The organism is Pseudomonas sp. LA5, from assembly GCF_028640825.1.
Taxonomy (GTDB): Bacteria; Pseudomonadota; Gammaproteobacteria; order Pseudomonadales; family Pseudomonadaceae; genus Chryseomonas; species Chryseomonas aestiva.
This window is the reverse complement of the sequence record NZ_JAQYZY010000037.1, coordinates 254,371-271,655: the sequence shown is the minus strand read 5'-3', so window position 1 is coordinate 271,655 and position 17,285 is coordinate 254,371. Positions and strand designations below refer to the sequence as shown.

General features: G+C 65.3%; 16 protein-coding genes. 15 read left to right on the top strand and 1 reads right to left on the bottom strand.

Going from position 1 to position 17,285, the window contains the following annotated elements:
* Nucleotides 1-83 precede the first annotated feature (83 nt).
* From PVZ72_RS13260 to PVZ72_RS13215, 10 genes are all read left to right on the top strand, one after another.
* The gene (locus PVZ72_RS13260) at nucleotides 84-824 is read left to right on the top strand and encodes a response regulator (protein ID WP_007158678.1); all 741 of its coding nucleotides are present in this window, start codon (nucleotides 84-86) and stop codon (nucleotides 822-824) included.
* Nucleotides 814-2,262, top strand: a complete 1,449-nt coding sequence (locus PVZ72_RS13255; protein WP_273862144.1) for an ATP-binding protein — start codon at nucleotides 814-816, stop codon at nucleotides 2,260-2,262. The genes PVZ72_RS13260 and PVZ72_RS13255 overlap by 11 nt, the downstream gene beginning before the upstream one ends.
* A 124-nt stretch (nucleotides 2,263-2,386) precedes the next feature.
* On the top strand, nucleotides 2,387-3,649 hold the full coding sequence (locus tag PVZ72_RS13250; RefSeq protein WP_208691501.1) for an ABC transporter substrate-binding protein: 1,263 nt from the start codon (nucleotides 2,387-2,389) through the stop codon (nucleotides 3,647-3,649).
* Nucleotides 3,650-3,781: 132 nt separating this feature from the next.
* Nucleotides 3,782-4,699: a carbohydrate ABC transporter permease gene (locus PVZ72_RS13245; protein ID WP_058792075.1), complete on the top strand. Its 918-nt coding sequence runs from the start codon at nucleotides 3,782-3,784 to the stop codon at nucleotides 4,697-4,699.
* The gene (locus PVZ72_RS13240; RefSeq protein ID WP_007158674.1) at nucleotides 4,692-5,522 is read left to right on the top strand and encodes a carbohydrate ABC transporter permease; all 831 of its coding nucleotides are present in this window, start codon (nucleotides 4,692-4,694) and stop codon (nucleotides 5,520-5,522) included. Before PVZ72_RS13245 ends, PVZ72_RS13240 begins: the two co-directional genes overlap by 8 nt.
* Nucleotides 5,523-5,533: 11 nt before the next feature.
* Entirely contained in the window at nucleotides 5,534-6,634 is a 1,101-nt protein-coding gene (locus PVZ72_RS13235) for an ABC transporter ATP-binding protein (RefSeq protein WP_158895354.1), read from the top strand.
* Between the two features lie 128 nt (nucleotides 6,635-6,762).
* The gene (locus tag PVZ72_RS13230) at nucleotides 6,763-7,668 is read left to right on the top strand and encodes a carbohydrate kinase family protein (RefSeq protein ID WP_187979527.1); all 906 of its coding nucleotides are present in this window, start codon (nucleotides 6,763-6,765) and stop codon (nucleotides 7,666-7,668) included.
* 40 nt (nucleotides 7,669-7,708) lie between these two features.
* Nucleotides 7,709-8,920 carry an AGE family epimerase/isomerase gene (locus PVZ72_RS13225; protein ID WP_273862143.1) on the top strand — a complete coding sequence of 404 codons (1,212 nt, stop codon included), beginning with the start codon at nucleotides 7,709-7,711 and terminating at the stop codon, nucleotides 8,918-8,920.
* A gap of 205 nt (nucleotides 8,921-9,125) precedes the next feature.
* On the top strand, nucleotides 9,126-10,526 hold the full coding sequence (locus tag PVZ72_RS13220) for a carbohydrate porin (protein ID WP_133860867.1): 1,401 nt from the start codon (nucleotides 9,126-9,128) through the stop codon (nucleotides 10,524-10,526).
* Between the two features lie 92 nt (nucleotides 10,527-10,618).
* Complete coding sequence (locus PVZ72_RS13215; RefSeq protein ID WP_082900493.1) at nucleotides 10,619-10,792, top strand: DUF1289 domain-containing protein; 174 nt, start codon at nucleotides 10,619-10,621, stop codon at nucleotides 10,790-10,792.
* A 260-nt stretch (nucleotides 10,793-11,052) separates the two neighbouring features.
* On the opposite strand, the gene PVZ72_RS13210 is transcribed toward PVZ72_RS13215, so the two are convergent.
* The gene (locus PVZ72_RS13210; protein WP_273862142.1) at nucleotides 11,053-11,928 is read right to left on the bottom strand and encodes a LysR family transcriptional regulator; all 876 of its coding nucleotides are present in this window, start codon (nucleotides 11,926-11,928) and stop codon (nucleotides 11,053-11,055) included.
* A 141-nt stretch (nucleotides 11,929-12,069) separates the two neighbouring features.
* Between PVZ72_RS13210 and leuC the strand changes: the two genes are divergently transcribed.
* The 5 genes from leuC to asd are packed head-to-tail and all read left to right on the top strand — an operon-like array spanning nucleotide 12,070 to nucleotide 17,231.
* Nucleotides 12,070-13,494, top strand: a complete 1,425-nt coding sequence (leuC, locus tag PVZ72_RS13205; protein WP_133860865.1) for a 3-isopropylmalate dehydratase large subunit — start codon at nucleotides 12,070-12,072, stop codon at nucleotides 13,492-13,494.
* A gap of 11 nt (nucleotides 13,495-13,505) precedes the next feature.
* Nucleotides 13,506-14,150: a 3-isopropylmalate dehydratase small subunit gene (gene leuD / locus PVZ72_RS13200; RefSeq protein WP_273862141.1), complete on the top strand. Its 645-nt coding sequence runs from the start codon at nucleotides 13,506-13,508 to the stop codon at nucleotides 14,148-14,150.
* Nucleotides 14,151-14,195: 45 nt separating this feature from the next.
* Complete coding sequence (locus PVZ72_RS13195; protein ID WP_187979523.1) at nucleotides 14,196-14,960, top strand: class I SAM-dependent methyltransferase; 765 nt, start codon at nucleotides 14,196-14,198, stop codon at nucleotides 14,958-14,960.
* A gap of 19 nt (nucleotides 14,961-14,979) precedes the next feature.
* On the top strand, nucleotides 14,980-16,062 hold the full coding sequence (gene leuB, locus PVZ72_RS13190; RefSeq protein WP_273862140.1) for a 3-isopropylmalate dehydrogenase: 1,083 nt from the start codon (nucleotides 14,980-14,982) through the stop codon (nucleotides 16,060-16,062).
* Between the two features lie 56 nt (nucleotides 16,063-16,118).
* Nucleotides 16,119-17,231, top strand: coding sequence for an aspartate-semialdehyde dehydrogenase (gene asd / locus PVZ72_RS13185; RefSeq protein ID WP_133860861.1), 1,113 nt, complete (start codon nucleotides 16,119-16,121; stop codon nucleotides 17,229-17,231).
* The last annotated feature ends 54 nt before the right edge of the window (nucleotides 17,232-17,285 follow it).

Genomic DNA, 17,285 nt, shown 5'->3' with positions numbered 1-17,285 from the left:
TACTCAAGGTCGCCCGGCCCCGGTATGCTGCCGGCACTACCGGTAGCTGGCCTCGGGCCAGAACAACAAGAGCGAACATCGCCATGTCCACCCTGGGCAAATCCCTCCTGGTCGTCGACGACGACGGGGAAATCCGTGAGCTGCTCGACGCCTACCTCACCCGTGCCGGCTATCTGGTGCGCGCTGTCGGCGATGGCCGCGAATTGCGCCGGGCGCTGGGCGACTTCGTCCCCGATCTGCTGATCCTCGATGTCATGCTCCCCGGCGAAGACGGCTTCGCCCTCTGCCGCTGGATGCGCGAGCAGTCCAGTTGCCGCCAGGTCCCCATCATCATGCTCACCGCCAGTTCCGACGAAGCGGATCGGGTCATCGGCCTGGAACTGGGCGCCGACGACTACCTGGGCAAACCCTTCAGTCCGCGCGAATTGCTGGCCCGCATCAAGGCGCTGCTGCGCCGTGCCGGCTTCGGCGAGACACGCCCGGCGGCCACCGGTCTGCTGACCTTCGACGACTGGCGGCTGGATCCGGTCAGTCACCGGCTGTTCCATCGCGATGGCGAGGAGGTCATCCTCTCCGGCGCCGATTTCACCCTGCTCAAGCTGTTTCTCGACCATCCCCAGCAGATCCTCGATCGCGACACCATCGCCAATGCTACCCGCGGGCGCGAGGTGCTGCCGCTGGAGCGCATCGTCGACATGGCGGTCAGCCGCCTGCGTCAGCGGCTGAGAGACACCGGCAAGTCGCCGCGACTGATCCGCACCGTGCGTGGTTCCGGCTACCTGCTCGCCGCCGAGGTCAGCGGACTGGTCGCCGATGCGGTGTAGCGGTCCGCTCGCGCGGCTGGTGCCGCGCTCCCTGCTGGCGCGGATGCTGCTGCTGACCCTGCTGGCGGTACTGCTGGCCCAGGGCGCCTCGGCGCTGTTCTGGTCGGCTTCCCTGCGCAGCGACCGCAACCAGGGCTTGCAGACCGCCGCCCGCAGCCTGGGCTATTCCATCGCCGCCAGCGTGCGCTATTTCAGCCTGCTGCCGCCGGCCTATCGGCCACTGGTGCTGGAGCAGTTGCGCAACATGGGCGGCACGCGCTTCTTCGTCTCGCTCAACGAAAAGCCGCTGACCATGCAGGCGCTGCCGGACACCCCCGGCCGCCGGGCGGTGCTCCAGGGCGTCGAGGCGGTGCTGCGCGAGCGCCTGGGCGCGGCCATGCCCATGTACGTGGAATTCATCGGCCCCCAGCAGCTGCGGCTGTTCAACGGCGCCGTGGCCCTCGACGAACTGCCGCGCTCCTGGGCGCACTATGCCCTGAGTCTGGAGCCGCTGGAGCCGCCGGTACTGGTGACCCAGATCCGCATCGGCGAAGGGGAGTGGGTCTATCTCGCTACCCTGATGCCGGCGCCCTACTACAGCCTGGACGAGTCCTGGCTGCCGTTGCAGCAACTGCTGTTCATGGTCTTCAGCAGCGCCTTCCTGCTGCTGTTCATCGGCCTGCTGATCCGCTGGCAGAGTCGCCCGCTCAAGCGGCTGTCGCGTGCCGCGCGGGAGCTGTCGCTGGAAGTCCATACGCCGCCGGTGCGCGAGGAGGGCGCCCAGGAGATCCGCGAGGTCACCCGGGCCTTCAACGCCATGCGCGAACGCATCGCCCGCTACCTGGACGAGCGCGCCCAGCTGTTCAGCGCCATATCCCACGACCTGCGCACGCCCATCACCCGGCTGCGTCTGCGCGCCGAACTGGTGGATGACGAGCTGATGCAGGCCAAGCTGGTGCGCGATCTGGACGAGCTGGATCTGCTGGTCAAGGGCGCCCTGCAGTGCGTCAAGGACACCGACATCCACGAGAACCTGGAACCGGTCGACCTGCAGGCGCTGCTGGAACAGCTGGTGGAGCCCTTTACCCAGGAGCAACCGCCGCGGGTGCGCCTCACCGGGGAAGCCCGGGGCACCCTGCTGGGCAAGCCGCTGGCGCTCAAGCGCTGTATCGGCAATCTGCTGGACAACGCCCTCAAGTATGGCTATCGCGCCCACCTGCAGGTGGAAGACGACGGTCATGCCTTCGTCCTGCATGTCGACGACGAAGGGCCGGGGGTGCCGGAGCAGGAACTGGAGCAGGTGTTCCAGCCCCATGTCCGCCTGGCCACCGACCGCCATGGCTATGGCCTGGGCCTGGGCATCGCCCGCAATCTGGCTCACGCCCATGGTGGCGAAGTGGAGCTGCGCAATCGCCGCGAGGGCGGTCTGCGGGTCACCCTTACTCTCCCGCGCACCTGAGCATTGGTGTGACGTTATGTCACCAGCTCGTGACAAAACTCCTTCCCTTCGTTACCCACGGCCGCAGGCGTCTGACTAGACTCCGCCCAGCTCCAATAAAAAAACAACAAGGAACGACCCCCTCATGAATGCGTTGAATCGTCTCGCTCTCGCCGTTTCCCTTTCCTGCGCCGCGCTCGCCGCCCCCCTGACCGCCCATGCCGGTGAGGTCGAGGTGCTGCACTGGTGGACCTCCGGTGGCGAGGCTCGCGCCGTCGATGTCCTCAAGCAGCTGATGCAGAAGCAGGGCGATACCTGGAAGGACTTCGCCGTGGCCGGTGGCGCCGGCGAGGCCGCCATGACCGTGCTCAAGACCCGCGCCGTGTCCGGCAATCCGCCGTCCGCCGCCCAGCTCAAGGGCCCCGACATCCAGGAATGGGCCAGCATGGGCTTCCTGGCGGACATCAGTGACATCGCCAAGCAGGGCAACTGGGACACCATCCTGCCCAAGCGCGTGGCCCAGACCATGCAGCACGATGGCGAGTACGTCGCGGTGCCGGCCGGCATCCACCGCATCAACTGGCTGTGGATCAACCCCGCCGTCTTCAAGAAGGCCGGCGCCAAGGTCCCCACCACCCTGGACGAATTCTTCGAGGCCGCCGACAAGCTCAAGGCCGCCGGCGTCGTACCCCTGGCCCATGGCGGTCAGAACTGGCAGGACGGCACCATCTTCGAATCCCTGGTCATGGCCATCATGGGTCCGGAAGGCTACGACAAGGTCTTCGTGCAGACCGATGCCGACACCATTCGCAGCGACAAGATGGTCGAGGTGTTCAAGACCTTCAAGCGCGTCAAGGGCTATGTCGATCCCAATGCCGCCGGTCGCGACTGGAACCTGGCCACCGCCATGGTCATCGAGGGCAAGGCGGGCATGCAGATCATGGGTGACTGGGCCAAGGCCGAATTCACCGCGGCCGGCAAGAAGCCGGGCGTCGACTACGAGTGCGTGGTGATGCCGGGCACCCAGGGCGACTTCATCTACAACATCGACTCCCTGGCCATGTTCAAGATCAAGAACAAGGACAACCAGAAGGCCCAGGACGACCTGGTGCGCACCGTCATCGACAAGCCCTTCCAGGAGGTGTTCAACCTCAACAAGGGCTCCATCCCGGTGCGCAACGACATCGACCTGGCCAAGTTCGACAGCTGCGCCCAGCAGTCCGCCAAGGACTTCCAGGCGGCCAATGCCGATGGCAAGGCCGAGCCGAGCATGGCGCACAGCATGGCCAATACCAGCTATGTGCAGGGTGCGATCTTCGACGTGGTGACCAACTTCTTCAACGACGCCAACGCCGATCCGAAGAAGGCCACCGAGCAACTGGTCGCTGCCATCCAGGCCGCCAAGTAAGGTCAATCGCGGCCATGGCGGTCCGCCGCTGCGGCCGCTCCTACAGCTAAAAATCGACCTGTAGGAGCGGCCCATGGCCGCGATCCATCAGGCACCCAAAGCCCAAATAATACCACCCCTTGGGAGCGCCCCATGGCTCTTACCGAAACCCTTCCCGTCGCGACCGTCAGTCGACGCCCGGACCGGCTGCAGCGCCTGCTTCCCAAGCTGGTGCTGGCGCCCACGGCCATCGCCATGGTCGTCTGTCTCTATGGCTACATGCTGTGGACGGCGGTGATCTCCTTTACCAACTCGCGCTTCCTGCCCAGCTACAACTTCGCCGGCTTCGCCCAGTACGCGCGACTCATGGAAAACGATCGCTGGCTGGTGGCCTGCAAGAACCTGGCGATCTTCGGTGGCCTGTTCATCCTGCTGAGCCTGGCCATCGGCGTCTTCTTCGCCATCCTGCTGGACCAGCGCATCCGCCGCGAAGGCTTCATCCGCACCATCTACCTCTATCCCATGGCGCTATCGATGATCGTCACCGGCACTGCCTGGAAGTGGCTGCTCAACCCCGGCATGGGGCTGGACAAGCTGTTGCGCGACTGGGGCTGGGAAGGCTTTCGCTTCGACTGGCTGGTGGATCCCGACCGGGTCATCTACTGCCTGCTGATCGCCGCACTCTGGCAGGCCTCGGGCTTCGTCATGGCCATGTTCCTCGCCGGTCTGCGCGGCGTGGATTCCTCCATCCTGAGAGCCGCCCAGGTCGACGGGGCAGGGCTGCCGACCATCTATCTGCGCATCGTCCTGCCCAGCCTACGGCCGGTGTTCTTCAGTGCGGTGATGATCCTCGCCCACATCGCCATCAAGAGCTTCGACCTGGTCATGGCCATGACCGCGGGCGGTCCCGGCTACGCCTCGGACCTGCCGGCGGTGTTCATGTACCAGCACACCTTCACCCGCGGCCAGATGGGCCTGGGGTCCGCCAGTGCGGTGCTGATGCTCGGCGCGGTGCTGGCGGTGCTGGTGCCCTACCTCTACTCGGAATTGCGGAGCAAGCGAAATGGCTAAGGCTCTGAACGTCAATCGCGTGGCCATCCACGCCACCCTGATTATCGCCTGCGCGGTCTATCTGGTGCCGCTGCTGGTGATGCTGCTGACCAGCTTCAAGACCCCGGACGACGTTCGCACCGGCAACCTGCTGAGCCTGCCCCTGGACTGGACGATCATCGGCTGGCTCAAGGCCTGGGACGTGGTCCACAGCTACTTCTGGAACTCCTTCATGATCACCGTCCCGGCGGTGCTCATCTCCACCTTCATCGGCGCGCTCAACGGCTACGCCCTGTCGAAGTGGCAGTTCCGCGGTTCGAATCTGCTGTTCAGCCTGCTGCTGTTCGGCTGCTTCATTCCCTTCCAGGTGATCCTGCTGCCGATGTCCTTCACCCTCGGCCAGCTGGGCCTGGCCAACACCACCGCCGGCCTGGTGCTGGTGCACGTGATCTACGGCCTGGCCTTCACCACGCTGTTCTTCCGCAACTACTACGTGGGCATCCCCGATGCCCTGATCAAGGCGGCGCGGCTGGACGGGGCGGGCTTCTTCACCATCTTCTTCAAGATCCTGCTGCCGCTGTCCACGCCGATCGTGATGGTCAGCCTGATCTGGCAGTTCACCCAGGTATGGAACGACTTCCTGTTCGGCGTGGTGTTCGCCAGCGGCTCGTCGCAGCCCATCACCGTGGCCCTGAACAACCTGGTCAACACCAGCACCGGCGCGAAGGAATACAACGTCGACATGGCCGCCGCCATGATCGCCGCGCTGCCGACGCTGCTGGTCTACATCTTCGCTGGCAAGTATTTCGTCCGGGGCCTGACCTCGGGCGTGGTCAAAGGATAAGGAAGGCCACCATGGCAGCTCTCGAACTCAAAAGCGTACGCAAGACCTACGGCAACGCCGCCCAGGAAGCCCTCAAGGGCATCGACATCCGCATCGACGCGGGTCAGTTCCTCATCCTGGTGGGCCCCTCCGGCTGTGGCAAATCCACCCTGATGAACGCCATCGCCGGCCTGGAAGACATCAGCAGCGGCGCCATCTGCCTGGACGGCGAGGACGTCACCCAGGTCGAGCCCAAGGACAGGGACATCGCCATGGTGTTCCAGTCCTACGCCCTGTATCCGACCATGACCGTGCGCGAGAACATCGCCTTCGGCCTGAAGATCCGCAAGACCCCCAGGGAGCAGATCGACGCCGAGGTGGCGCGCGTCGCCAAGCTGCTGCAGATCGAGCACCTGCTCGAACGCAAGCCGGCGCAGCTCTCCGGTGGCCAGCAGCAGCGGGTAGCCATGGGTCGCGCCCTGGCGCGCCGGCCCAAGCTCTATCTGTTCGACGAGCCGCTGTCCAACCTCGACGCCAAGCTGCGGGTGGAGATGCGCACCGAGATCAAGCTGATGCACCAGCGCCTGCAGACCACCACCGTCTACGTCACCCACGACCAGATCGAAGCCATGACCCTGGGCGATCGCGTCGCGGTGATGAAGGATGGCGAGGTGCAGCAGTTCGGTACTCCCGAGGAGATCTACAACAACCCGGCCAATCTCTTCGTCGCCAGCTTCATCGGCTCGCCGCCGATGAACTTCGTGCCGGTGCGCCTGGAAGCGCGCGAGGGCAGGGTGGTTGCCCGCGTCACCGGCGATACCGGCGACAGCCAGGTGGATTTGCCCGATCTGGATCCGGCGCTCGCGGGACGCGAGGCTATCCTTGGGGTGCGTCCAGAGCAGATCCAGTCGGCGCATCCGGCCGACAACGCGGTGCCAGGCATCCTGACGCGGATCCAGGTGGTCGAGCCGACCGGTCCCGACACCCTGCTGTATGCCGAATGGAACGGCACCAAGGTCTGCTGCCGGGTCGCTCCAGGCGAGGCGCCGCGGGCCGGCGACCAGGTGCTGTGGCGGATCGATTCGCGACGGGCGGTGCTGTTTGATCCTGCGAGCGGTCGCCGACTTTCTTGAACGTAGCTCATGGCTGAAACGTTACAGCAATGGTAAGGTCCGCCCGCCGCCGCGCCTGACGTCGGGTTGCGGCCCTACCAGAGGCCAGGAGTGCTCCTCCGGCCGCCGTGACAGACAGGAGAACAACAATGGCACTACCCCGCGTCGTGGTCTTTGGCGAAGCCCTCACCGACATCGTCCAGGGTAATCCTGGCGAATGGCGGGGTTATCCGGGCGGTGCCCCCTGGAACGTGGCGCGTGGCCTGGCCCGGCTGGGCGTGGCAAGCGCCTTCGGCGGCGCCATCAGCCAGGACGGCCTGGGTGACGAGATCGCCTGGCAGTCGGAAACCGCCGGCCTCGATACCCGCTTCCTGCAGCGCGTCGCCGCCGATCCGCTGGTGGCCATCGTGCCGTCGAGCCGTCCGCCGCGCTATTTCTTCGCCGGCGAAGCCGATCTCCAGTTCGACCCGGCGCTGCTGCCCGAAGGCTGGCTGGAGGCCGCCGAGGTCTGCCATTTCAGCTGCATCAGCCTGGCCCGCTATCCGCTGGCCGACACCCTGCTGGACCTGGCCCGCCAGGCCAAGGCTGCCGGCAAGCGCCTGAGCTACGATCCCAACTGGCGCAACCTGATGGACGATCGCTATCGCCAGCAGACCTTCCCCGAGCTGGTGCGCCTGGCCGACGACATCAAGCTATCCGACGAAGACATCCGCCAGATCTATCCGGGCCTGGACGAGCGCGCCGCGCTGGACGAATTGCGCGCCCTCAATCCCCATGCCCGCATCCTATTCACCCGCGGCGAGCACGGCCTGGTGCTCTATACGCCGGAAGGCGAGTGGCAACAGGCCGCCATCGCCGTGGACGTGGCCGACACCGTGGGTGCCGGGGATGCCTGCATGGCCGGCTGGCTGGCCTCCGGCCTGCTGGGCCTGACCGACCTGCAGCAGCGCCTGAGATTCGCCGCGGCCAGTGCCTCGGTGTCCTGCCGCCATGCCGGCGCCTATGCGCCGACCCGTGCCGATGTCGAAGCCCTGCTGCAGGTGAGCCCTCACTAGACCGTTTTTCCACAACAACAATAGCCGCCAAGGAAACCCGATGGACTTCCCCGATTTTCGTCGTCGCGACACCCTGCTGGAGCACGTCCGCCATACCCTGGCGTTCTACCATCCCCGCTGTGTCGATCCGCAGGGCGGCTTCTATCATTTCTTCAAGGACGACGGCACGGTCTACGATCGCCAGACCCGCCACCTGGTCTCCAGCACCCGCTTCGTCTTCGATTTCGCCATGGCCTACCGGCACTATGGCGATCCGGCCTTTCTGGACGCGACCCGCCACGGCCTGAGATACCTGCGCGAGCGGCATCGCCAGGCCAACGGCGGCTATGCCTGGCTGCTCGACGGCGACACCGTTGTGGATGGCACCAATCACTGCTATGGCCTGGCCTTCGTGGTGCTGGCCTACGCCCACGGCCTGCAGGCGGGCATCCAGGAAGCGCGCAACTGGCTGAGCGAAGCCTGGGAATCCCTGGAGACCCACTTCTGGCGTGAAGCCGATGGCCTCTATGTCGACGAGATCAGCGCCGACTGGCAGACCGTGGCGCCGTATCGCGGCCAGAACGCCAACATGCACGCCTGCGAAGCCCTGCTGGCCGCCTTCGAAGCCAGCGGCGAGGTGCGCTACCTGGATCGCGCCGAGACGCTGGCGCGCAACATGACCCAGCGCCAGGCCGCGCTGACCTTGGGCCAGGGCGGGGTGGCCGACGAGGTCCCCGGTGGCCTGGTCTGGGAGCACTACCACAGCGACTGGTCCATCGACTGGGACTACAACCGCGACGATCCGGCCAACCTGTTCCGGCCCTGGGGTTTCCAGCCGGGGCACCAGATCGAATGGGCCAAGCTGCTGCTGATCCTCGAACGCCATCGCCCCCAGCCCTGGCTGTTGCCACGGGCCCAGGCGCTGTTCGATATCTCCTGGCGCCTGAGCTGGGATGGCGAGCACGGCGGTCTCTACTACGGCTTCGCCCCGGATGGCTCACCCTGCGATCCGGACAAGTACTTCTGGGTGCAGGCCGAGGCCCTGGCCGCCGCCGCGTTGCTCGCCGAGCGCAGTGGCGAGGCCCGCTACTGGGAACACTATCAGGCGCTCTGGCGCTACAGCTGGACGCATTTCATCGATCACGAGCACGGTGCGTGGTGGCGCCTGCTCGACCGTCGGAACCACAAGTACTCCGACGACAAGAGTCCGGCCGGCAAGGTCGACTACCACACCATGGGTGCCTGTTACGAAGTCCTCAACGTCCTGCCGTAAGAAGCTGTACACGATCTCGCGAGCTAGAGCCAAACCAGGCGAAAAGGCCTGAGAAAGCGCAGTTTACGAATGCTAAATGAGCATTTCGAAGGCCTTTTCAACGCCGTTTGGCCGACGCACAGCAGATCGTTTACAGCTTCTAAGTATTAGAGACGCGGGTTTCGGGCCCAAGGTGTCATCACTTCAATAAAAAGGGATCTCAGTAATGAACAAGCAAAACCACAAGAATCGTCCGGGGCGCGCACTGCCCCTGGTGTCGCTGCTGGCCCTGGCGGTCGCCGCGGGTGCCCAGGCGGCGCCCCAGGCCAATCCGGGTGGCAACTTCAGTGGCGTCAACAACACCGAGGCCGCCTTCGAGCCGCTGGGCAACACCATGACCGGTGACTGGGGTGGCGTGCGCAAGGACCTGCGCGACAAGGGCTGGGACATCAAGCTCGAATACGTCGGCGAGGGCGCGACCAACCTGCGTGGCGGCTACGACGACGATCGCACCGGGCGCTGGAGCTCCCAGTACATGTTCGGCCTCTGGGGCGACATGAACAAGATCGCGGGTTGGGAAAACTCGGTGTTCAAGCTGGCCATCACCTCCCGTGACGGCCGCAACCTGACCGATGACCGCATCACCGATCCGCGCGTGGGCGGCTACTCCTCGGTGCAGGAAGTCTATGGCCGTGGCCAGACCTGGCGTCTGACCCAGCTGTGGCTGTCCAAGGGCTTCTTCGATGGCCGTCTGGACATCAAGGCCGGTCGCTTCGGCGAAGGCGAGGACTTCAACTCCTTCGAGTGCGACTTCCAGAACCTGGCGTTCTGCGGTTCCCAGGTCGGCAACTGGGAAGGCGTCTGGTACAACTGGCCGGTCAGCCAGTGGGCCCTGCGCGTCAAGTACAGCCTGACCCCCGAGCTGTTCGTCCAGGTCGGTGCCTACGAGCAGAATCCGTCGCTGCTGGAAACCGGCAACGGCTTCAAGCTCAACGGCAGCGGCACCAAGGGTGCGGTCCTGCCGGTGGAAATGGTCTGGTCGCCCAAGGTCAACGGCCTGCCGGGCGAATACCGCGTCGGCTACTACTACAGCACCGCCGATGCCAACGACGTCTACGAAGACGTCAACGGCAACTCCGCGGCCCTTACCGGGCTGGATTACAAGGAGCACTCCAGCAAGCACGGCTACTGGGTCGTGGCGCGTCAGCAGATCACCGCGCACAACGATGATCCGAGCCGCGGCCTGTCGGTGTTCGCCAACTTCACCGCCCATGCCAAGGACGTCAACAAGGTCAGCAACTACGTCCAGGCCGGTCTGGTGTACAAGGGCCCCTTCGACGGTCGTCCCAAGGATGACATCGGCTTCGGCGTCGCGCGCATCAGCACTAACAGCGACTTCCGCGACAACCAGCGCGCCCTCAACCAGGCCGCCGGTGCCACCGACTACGATGATCCGGCCTACACGCCCCTGCAGCACAACGAGTACGACGCCGAGATCTACTACGGCGTGCACGTGACCAACTGGCTGACCGTGCGCCCCAACCTCCAGTACATCAAGAGCCCGGGTGGCGTGCGTGAGGTCGACAATGCCGTGGTGGGCGGCCTGAAGGTTCAAGCGGTTTTCTAAATCGCCCCCATAGCCCGCCATCCTGCCGGATGGCGCTGGACAGGGCCCTGCGGTGGTTATACTGCAGGGCCCTTTTCATTTCCGAGGTTGCCGTGGGTAAGGTCGAAAGTCCCTGCATCAGCCAGTGCAAGATCAAAGACGACGTCTGCCAGGGATGTGGCCGCAAACGCTCAGAGATCAAGGGCTGGAAGGAGTTGAAGGACCGCGAGCGCAAGGAAGTCATCGACAAGTCGAAGAAGCGCCTGAAAAAGCTCAAGAAGGGCTGATACGTTCCTGTCGGCACCCTAGGTTGGGTTGAGCGAAGCGAAGCCCAACAAGGCCAAGCCAACCCCCCCACTGTTGGACCTCGAGGATAAAGCCTCCTCAGCCCAACCTGCGCCTGATGGAGTCGAGCGCCCGCTCGGCCAGCCCCCTCTCCCTGCGGGAGAGGGTTGGGGTGAGGGCGCTTTTCGCCAACGAACACCCGGGTGGAAAAGGCTGCGCCGTTTTCCACGCTACGGTTAACCGGGCCATCAAACGCGGCTCACTATGCCCGCTCCACCTCATCCAGCAATCCCATGAACGCCTGCGCCGCATTCGAATGGGTGCGCTCGGTATGCCGGATGTACCCCAGGCGCCGCTCCAACTGAATCCCCGGCAGCGGCAGCCGGCGTACCTGATCGTCCAGCAGGGTCCGCGGCAGCACGCTCCAGGCCAGGCCGATGGACACCAGCATCTTGATGGTCTCCAGGTAGTTGGTGCTCATGGCGATATTGGGTATCAGCCCCTGGGCATCGAACAATCCATGCACGATCAGCCGGGTAAAGGTATTGCCGCCGGGAAACACCGCCGGATGCCGCGCCACATCGGCCAGGGTGACCTCCGCCTGGTTCGCCAGCGGATGTTCGGGCGCTGCCACGAAGTCCAGGGGATCGCTCCATACCGGCACCGCCTTGATCGGCGCCGCGGTCTGGGGCGCCAGGGTGATGATCGCCAGCTCCACCCGCCCATGCAGGATTTCGTCGTAGGCGGCTTCCGAATCGAGAAAGCGGATATCCAGGGCGACGTCGGGATAGTCCCGGGTGAAGCGCCTGAGGATCGGCGGCAACCGGTGCAGGCCGATGTGGTGACTGGTCGCCAGCGTCAGCCGGCCACCGATGGCACCATTGAGATTGGTCAGCGCCCGCCGGGTGTCATCGATCACGTCTAGAATCTGATAGGCGCGGGGGAGCAGGGCGCGTCCGGCCTCGGTCAGGCTGACCTCGCGGCCGATGCGATCGAACAGTCGGAGCCCCAGCTGCAGCTCCAGGGCCGCGATGCGCTTGCTCACCGCCGGCTGGGTCAGGTGCAGGCGCTCGCCAGCGTCGGAGAAACCGCCGGTTTCGGCCACCGCGACAAAGGCGTTCAGATTGGCGAGGTCCAAGACGTCGAATTCCTATTGGTTATGCGCTTCATGAAAAAGATGAATTTGTTTCATGCGAGCCTAACGCGGTATCTTTGACCCCACAAGCACCAAGGGCATGCAAAGGCCCGTGCCGTTCCACGCCTGATGAGGAATCCACCCATGGCTGGCAAGACGCTCTACGACAAACTCTGGGATATGCACTTGGTCAAGCAGCGCGACGACGGTTCCGCGCTGCTCTACATCGACCGCCACATCATCCACGAAGTGACCTCGCCCCAGGCCTTCGAAGGCCTGCGTCTGGCCGGCCGCAAGCCCTGGCGTCTGGACGCCAACCTGGCGACCCCCGATCACAACGTGCCGACCACCCCCGATCGCAAGGAAGGCCTCGATTCCATCAAGGACGAGATCTCGCGCATTCAGGTCCGCACCCTTGACGAGAACTGCGACGACTTCGGCGTCACCCAGTTCAAGATGAACGACGTCCGCCAGGGCATCGTCCATGTGATCGGCCCGGAGCAGGGCGCCGTGCTGCCCGGCATGACCGTGGTCTGCGGTGACTCCCACACCTCCACCAACGGCGCCTTCGGAGCCCTGGCCCATGGCATCGGCACCTCCGAGGTCGAGCACGTGCTCGCCACCCAGTGCCTGGTGGCCAAGAAGATGAAGAACATGTTGGTGAAGGTGGAGGGTGAGTTGCCCTTTGGCGTCACCGCCAAGGACATCGTCCTCGCGGTCATCGGCAAGATCGGCACCGCCGGCGGTAACGGCCATGCCATCGAATTCGCCGGCAGCGCCATCCGCGCCCTGTCCATGGAAGGCCGCATGACCATCTGCAACATGTCCATCGAGGCCGGTGCCCGGGTCGGCATGGTGGCGGTGGACCAGACCACCATCGACTACGTCGAGGGCCGTCCCTTCGCGCCCACCGGTGCCGTCTGGGAGGCCGCCGTTGCCCAGTGGCGTGGCCTGGTGTCCGATGCCGACGCCCACTTCGACACCGTGGTCGAACTCGACGCCACTCAGCTCAAGCCGCAGGTCAGCTGGGGCACCTCGCCGGAGATGGTTCTGGCCGTCGACCAGCAGGTGCCGGACCCGGCTCGCGAAGCCGATCCGGTCAAGCGCGGCTCCATCGAGCGCGCCCTGAAGTACATGGGCCTCAAGGCCAACCAGCCGATCACCGACATCGTGCTGGATCGCGTCTTCATCGGCTCCTGCACCAATTCTCGCATCGAGGACCTGCGCGCCGCCGCCGCCGTGGCCAAGGGCCGCAAGGTGGCCGCCACCCTCAAGCAGGCGCTGGTGGTACCCGGCTCCGGCCTGGTCAAGGCGCAAGCCGAGCGCGAAGGCCTGGACAAGGTGTTCATCGAAGCCGGTTTCGAATGGCGTGAGCCGGGCTGCTCCATGTGCCTGGCGATGAACGCCGACCGCCTGGAGAGTGGCGAGCATTGCGCCTCCACCTCCAATCGCAACTTCGAGGGCCGCCAGGGCGCCGGTGGCCGTACCCACCTGGTGAGCCCGGCGATGGCCGCCGCTGCCGCCATCGCCGGTCGTTTCGTCGACGTCCGCGACTTCGCCAACGCCTGAGGAGCCTGACCATGCAAGCCTTTACCCAGCACACCGGTTTGGTCGCACCCCTGGATCGCGCCAACGTCGACACCGACCAGATCATTCCCAAGCAATTTCTCAAGTCGATCAAGCGCACCGGCTTCGGCTCCAACCTGTTCGACGAGTGGCGCTACCTGGACGTCGGCCAGCCCGGCCAGGACCACAGCAGGCGGCCGCTGAATCCCGAATTCGTGCTCAACCAGCCGCGCTACCAGGGCGCCAGCATCCTGCTGGCCCGTGAGAACTTCGGCTGCGGTTCCAGCCGCGAACACGCGCCCTGGGCCCTGGATGGCTACGGCTTCCGTTCGGTGATCGCGCCGAGCTTCGCCGACATCTTCTTCAACAACAGCTTCAAGAACGGTCTGTTGCCGATCATCCTCAGCGATGCGGACGTCGACGAGCTGTTCCGCCAGGTCGAAGCCAACGAGGGCTACCAGCTGGTGGTCGATCTCGAAAGCCAGACCGTGCGCCGTCCCGATGGCGTGGCGCTGTCCTTCGAGATCGACGCCTTCCGCAAGCACTGCCTGCTCAATGGCCTGGACGACATCGGCCTGACCCTGCAGGATGCCGACGCCATCGGGAGTTTCGAAGCCCGCTATCGCCAGAGCAGTCCCTGGATGTTCCCCAGCGCCTGAACCCAGTCGCCGGCCCGCGCGGCCGGCGCTCTTTCCGGAGGCTCCATGAGCGGTGACCACGAGCAACACGTACAGCAGCAATTCGGCGCCACCGCCGAGGCTTATCTGACCAGTGCCGTCCATGCCCAGGGCGCCGAGCTCCTCGAGCTGCGCGACGCCGTGGCTCAGCGGGAAGGCGCCAAGGTGCTGGATCTCGGGTGCGGTGGCGGTCACGTCAGCTACAACGTGGCGCCGGTGGCCGGGCAGGTGATCGCCCTGGATCTGGCCGAGGAAATGCTCTCGGTGGTCAAGCGCAGCGCGGCCGAGCAGGGCCTGGACAACATCAGCGTCCAGCCCGGCATGGCCGAGCACCTGCCTTTCGGTGATGCCAGCTTCGACTTCGTCTTCAGCCGCTATTCGGCGCACCACTGGCGCGACATCGGCGCGGCCCTGCGCGAAGTGCGCCGGGTGCTGCGCCATGGTGGCGAGATGGCCATCATCGACGTGATCTCGCCGGCCAATCCGCGCCTGGATACCTATCTGCAGACGGTGGAAATCCTGCGCGACATCAGCCACGTGCGTAACTATTCCTTCGCCGAGTGGCACCGCCTGCTGGATATGGCCCGGCTGGGCGTGACCCGCTGCCGTCGCCAGCGCCTGCGCCTGGACTTCGCCAGCTGGACCGCGCGCATGCGTACCCCCGAGCCGCAGTGCCAGGCCATTCGCAGCCTGCAAAGCAAGATCGGCCAGGAAGTGCGCCAGTATTTCGAAATCGACCGCGACGGCTCCTTCACCGTCGACGTCATGGTTCTCTGGGCTCAGCCCATCTGATGTGAGACAGGAAAAGACAATGAGCAAGCAGATCCTCATCCTGCCGGGCGACGGCATCGGTCCGGAAATCATGGCCGAGGCGGTCAAGGTGCTGGAAGTGGTCAACCGCGACCATGACCTCGGCTTCGTACTGGTCCATGACGACCTGGGCGGCGCCGCCATCGACCGGTACGGCGTGCCCCTGGCCGATGAGACCCTGGCGCGCGCCCGCGCCGCCGATGCCGTGCTGCTGGGCGCCGTGGGCGGTCCCAAGTGGGACAAGCTCGAACGCGACATCCGTCCCGAGCGTGGCCTGCTGAAGATCCGTTCCGCGCTGGGCCTGTTCGGCAACCTGCGCCCGGCCATCCTCTATCCGCAACTGGCCGAGGCCTCGACCCTCAAGCCGGAAGTGGTCTCCGGCCTGGACATCCTCATCGTCCGCGAGCTGACCGGCGGCATCTACTTCGGCTCGCCGCGCGAGACCCGGGTGCTGGAGAACGGCGAGCGCCTGGCCTTCGATACCCTGCCGTACAGCGAAGGCGAGATCCGTCGCATCGCTCGCGTCGGCTTCGACATGGCCCGTCTGCGTGGCGGCAAGCTGTGTTCGGTGGACAAGGCCAATGTCCTCGAGTCCAGCCGCCTGTGGCGCGAAGTGGTGGAGGAGGTGGCCAAGGACTATCCGGACATCGAACTCAGCCACATGTACGTCGACAACGCCGCCATGCAGCTGGTCCGCGCACCCAAGCAGTTCGATGTCATCGTTACCGACAACATGTTCGGCGACATCCTCTCCGACGAAGCCTCGATGCTGACCGGTTCCATCGGCATGCTGCCCTCGGCGTCCCTGGATGCCCACAACAAGGGCATGTACGAACCCTGCCACGGCTCGGCACCCGACATTGCCGGCCAGGGCGTGGCCAACCCCCTCGCGACCATCCTCTCGGTGGCCATGATGCTCAGGTACACCTTTGGCGCCGCCGCGGCGGCCGAGGCCATCGAGGCGGCGGTGGGCCAGGTGCTGGACCAGGGGCTGCGGACCGGTGACATCTGGTCGGAAGGCAAGCAGCGGGTCGGTACCCGCGAGATGGGCGAAGCAGTGGTCGCCGCCCTCGCAAGGCGTTAATCTGATCGGCCGCCGGGGGAGGCGGCCGTCCTCAAGACAATAAAGGTGCAGTAGCGATGAAACGTGTAGGTCTGATCGGTTGGCGTGGCATGGTGGGCTCCGTGCTCATGCAGCGCATGCTCGAAGAACGGGATTTCGACTTGATCGAGCCCGTGTTCTTCACCACCTCCAACGTTGGCGGCGAAGGCCCGGCCATTGGCAAGGGCGTGGCGCCGCTCAAGGATGCCTACAGCATCGACGAGCTCAAGACCCTCGACGTCATCCTCACCTGCCAGGGCGGCGACTACACCAGCGAGGTGTTCCCCAAGCTGCGCCAGGCCGGCTGGAAAGGCTACTGGATCGACGCGGCCTCCAGCCTGCGCATGCAGGATGACGCCGTCATCGTGCTGGACCCGGTCAATCGCCGCGTCATCGACCAGGCCCTGGCCGATGGCCGCAAGGACTTCATCGGCGGCAACTGCACCGTCAGCCTGATGCTGATGGCCCTGGGCGGGCTGTTCGAAGCCGGTCTGGTGGACTGGATGAGCGCCATGACCTACCAGGCCGCCTCTGGCGCCGGTGCGCAGAACATGCGCGAGCTGATCCGCCAGATGGGCGCGACCCACGCCGCCGTGGCCGACAGCCTGGCCGATCCCGCCAGCGCCATCCTCGATATCGACCGCCAGGTCGCCGAGACCCTGCGCAGCGAAGCCTTCCCCACCGAGCAATTCGGCGTCCCCCTGGCCGGCAGCCTGATCCCCTGGATCGACAAGGAACTGCCCAACGGCCAGAGCCGCGAGGAATGGAAGGCCCAGGCCGAGACCAACAAGATCCTCGGTCGCTTCAAGAATCCCATCCCGGTGGACGGTATCTGCGTGCGCATCGGCGCCATGCGCTGCCACAGCCAGGCGCTGACCATCAAGCTGAACAAGGATGTGCCGCTGTCCGACATCCACGGTCTGATCAGTCAGCACAATCCCTGGGTCAAGCTGGTGCCGAACAACCGCGAGGTCAGCATGCGCGACCTCACGCCAGCAGCCGTCACCGGCACCCTGAGCGTACCGGTCGGCCGGCTGCGCAAGCTGAACATGGGTTCCCAGTACCTGGGCGCCTTCACCGTGGGCGACCAGCTGCTGTGGGGCGCCGCGGAGCCGCTGCGGCGGATGCTGCGCATCCTGCTGGAGCAGTGAGCCGACGGCTAAACGTTTGCTTATAGAGGAGGGCCGCCAGTAAAGTGCGGCCCT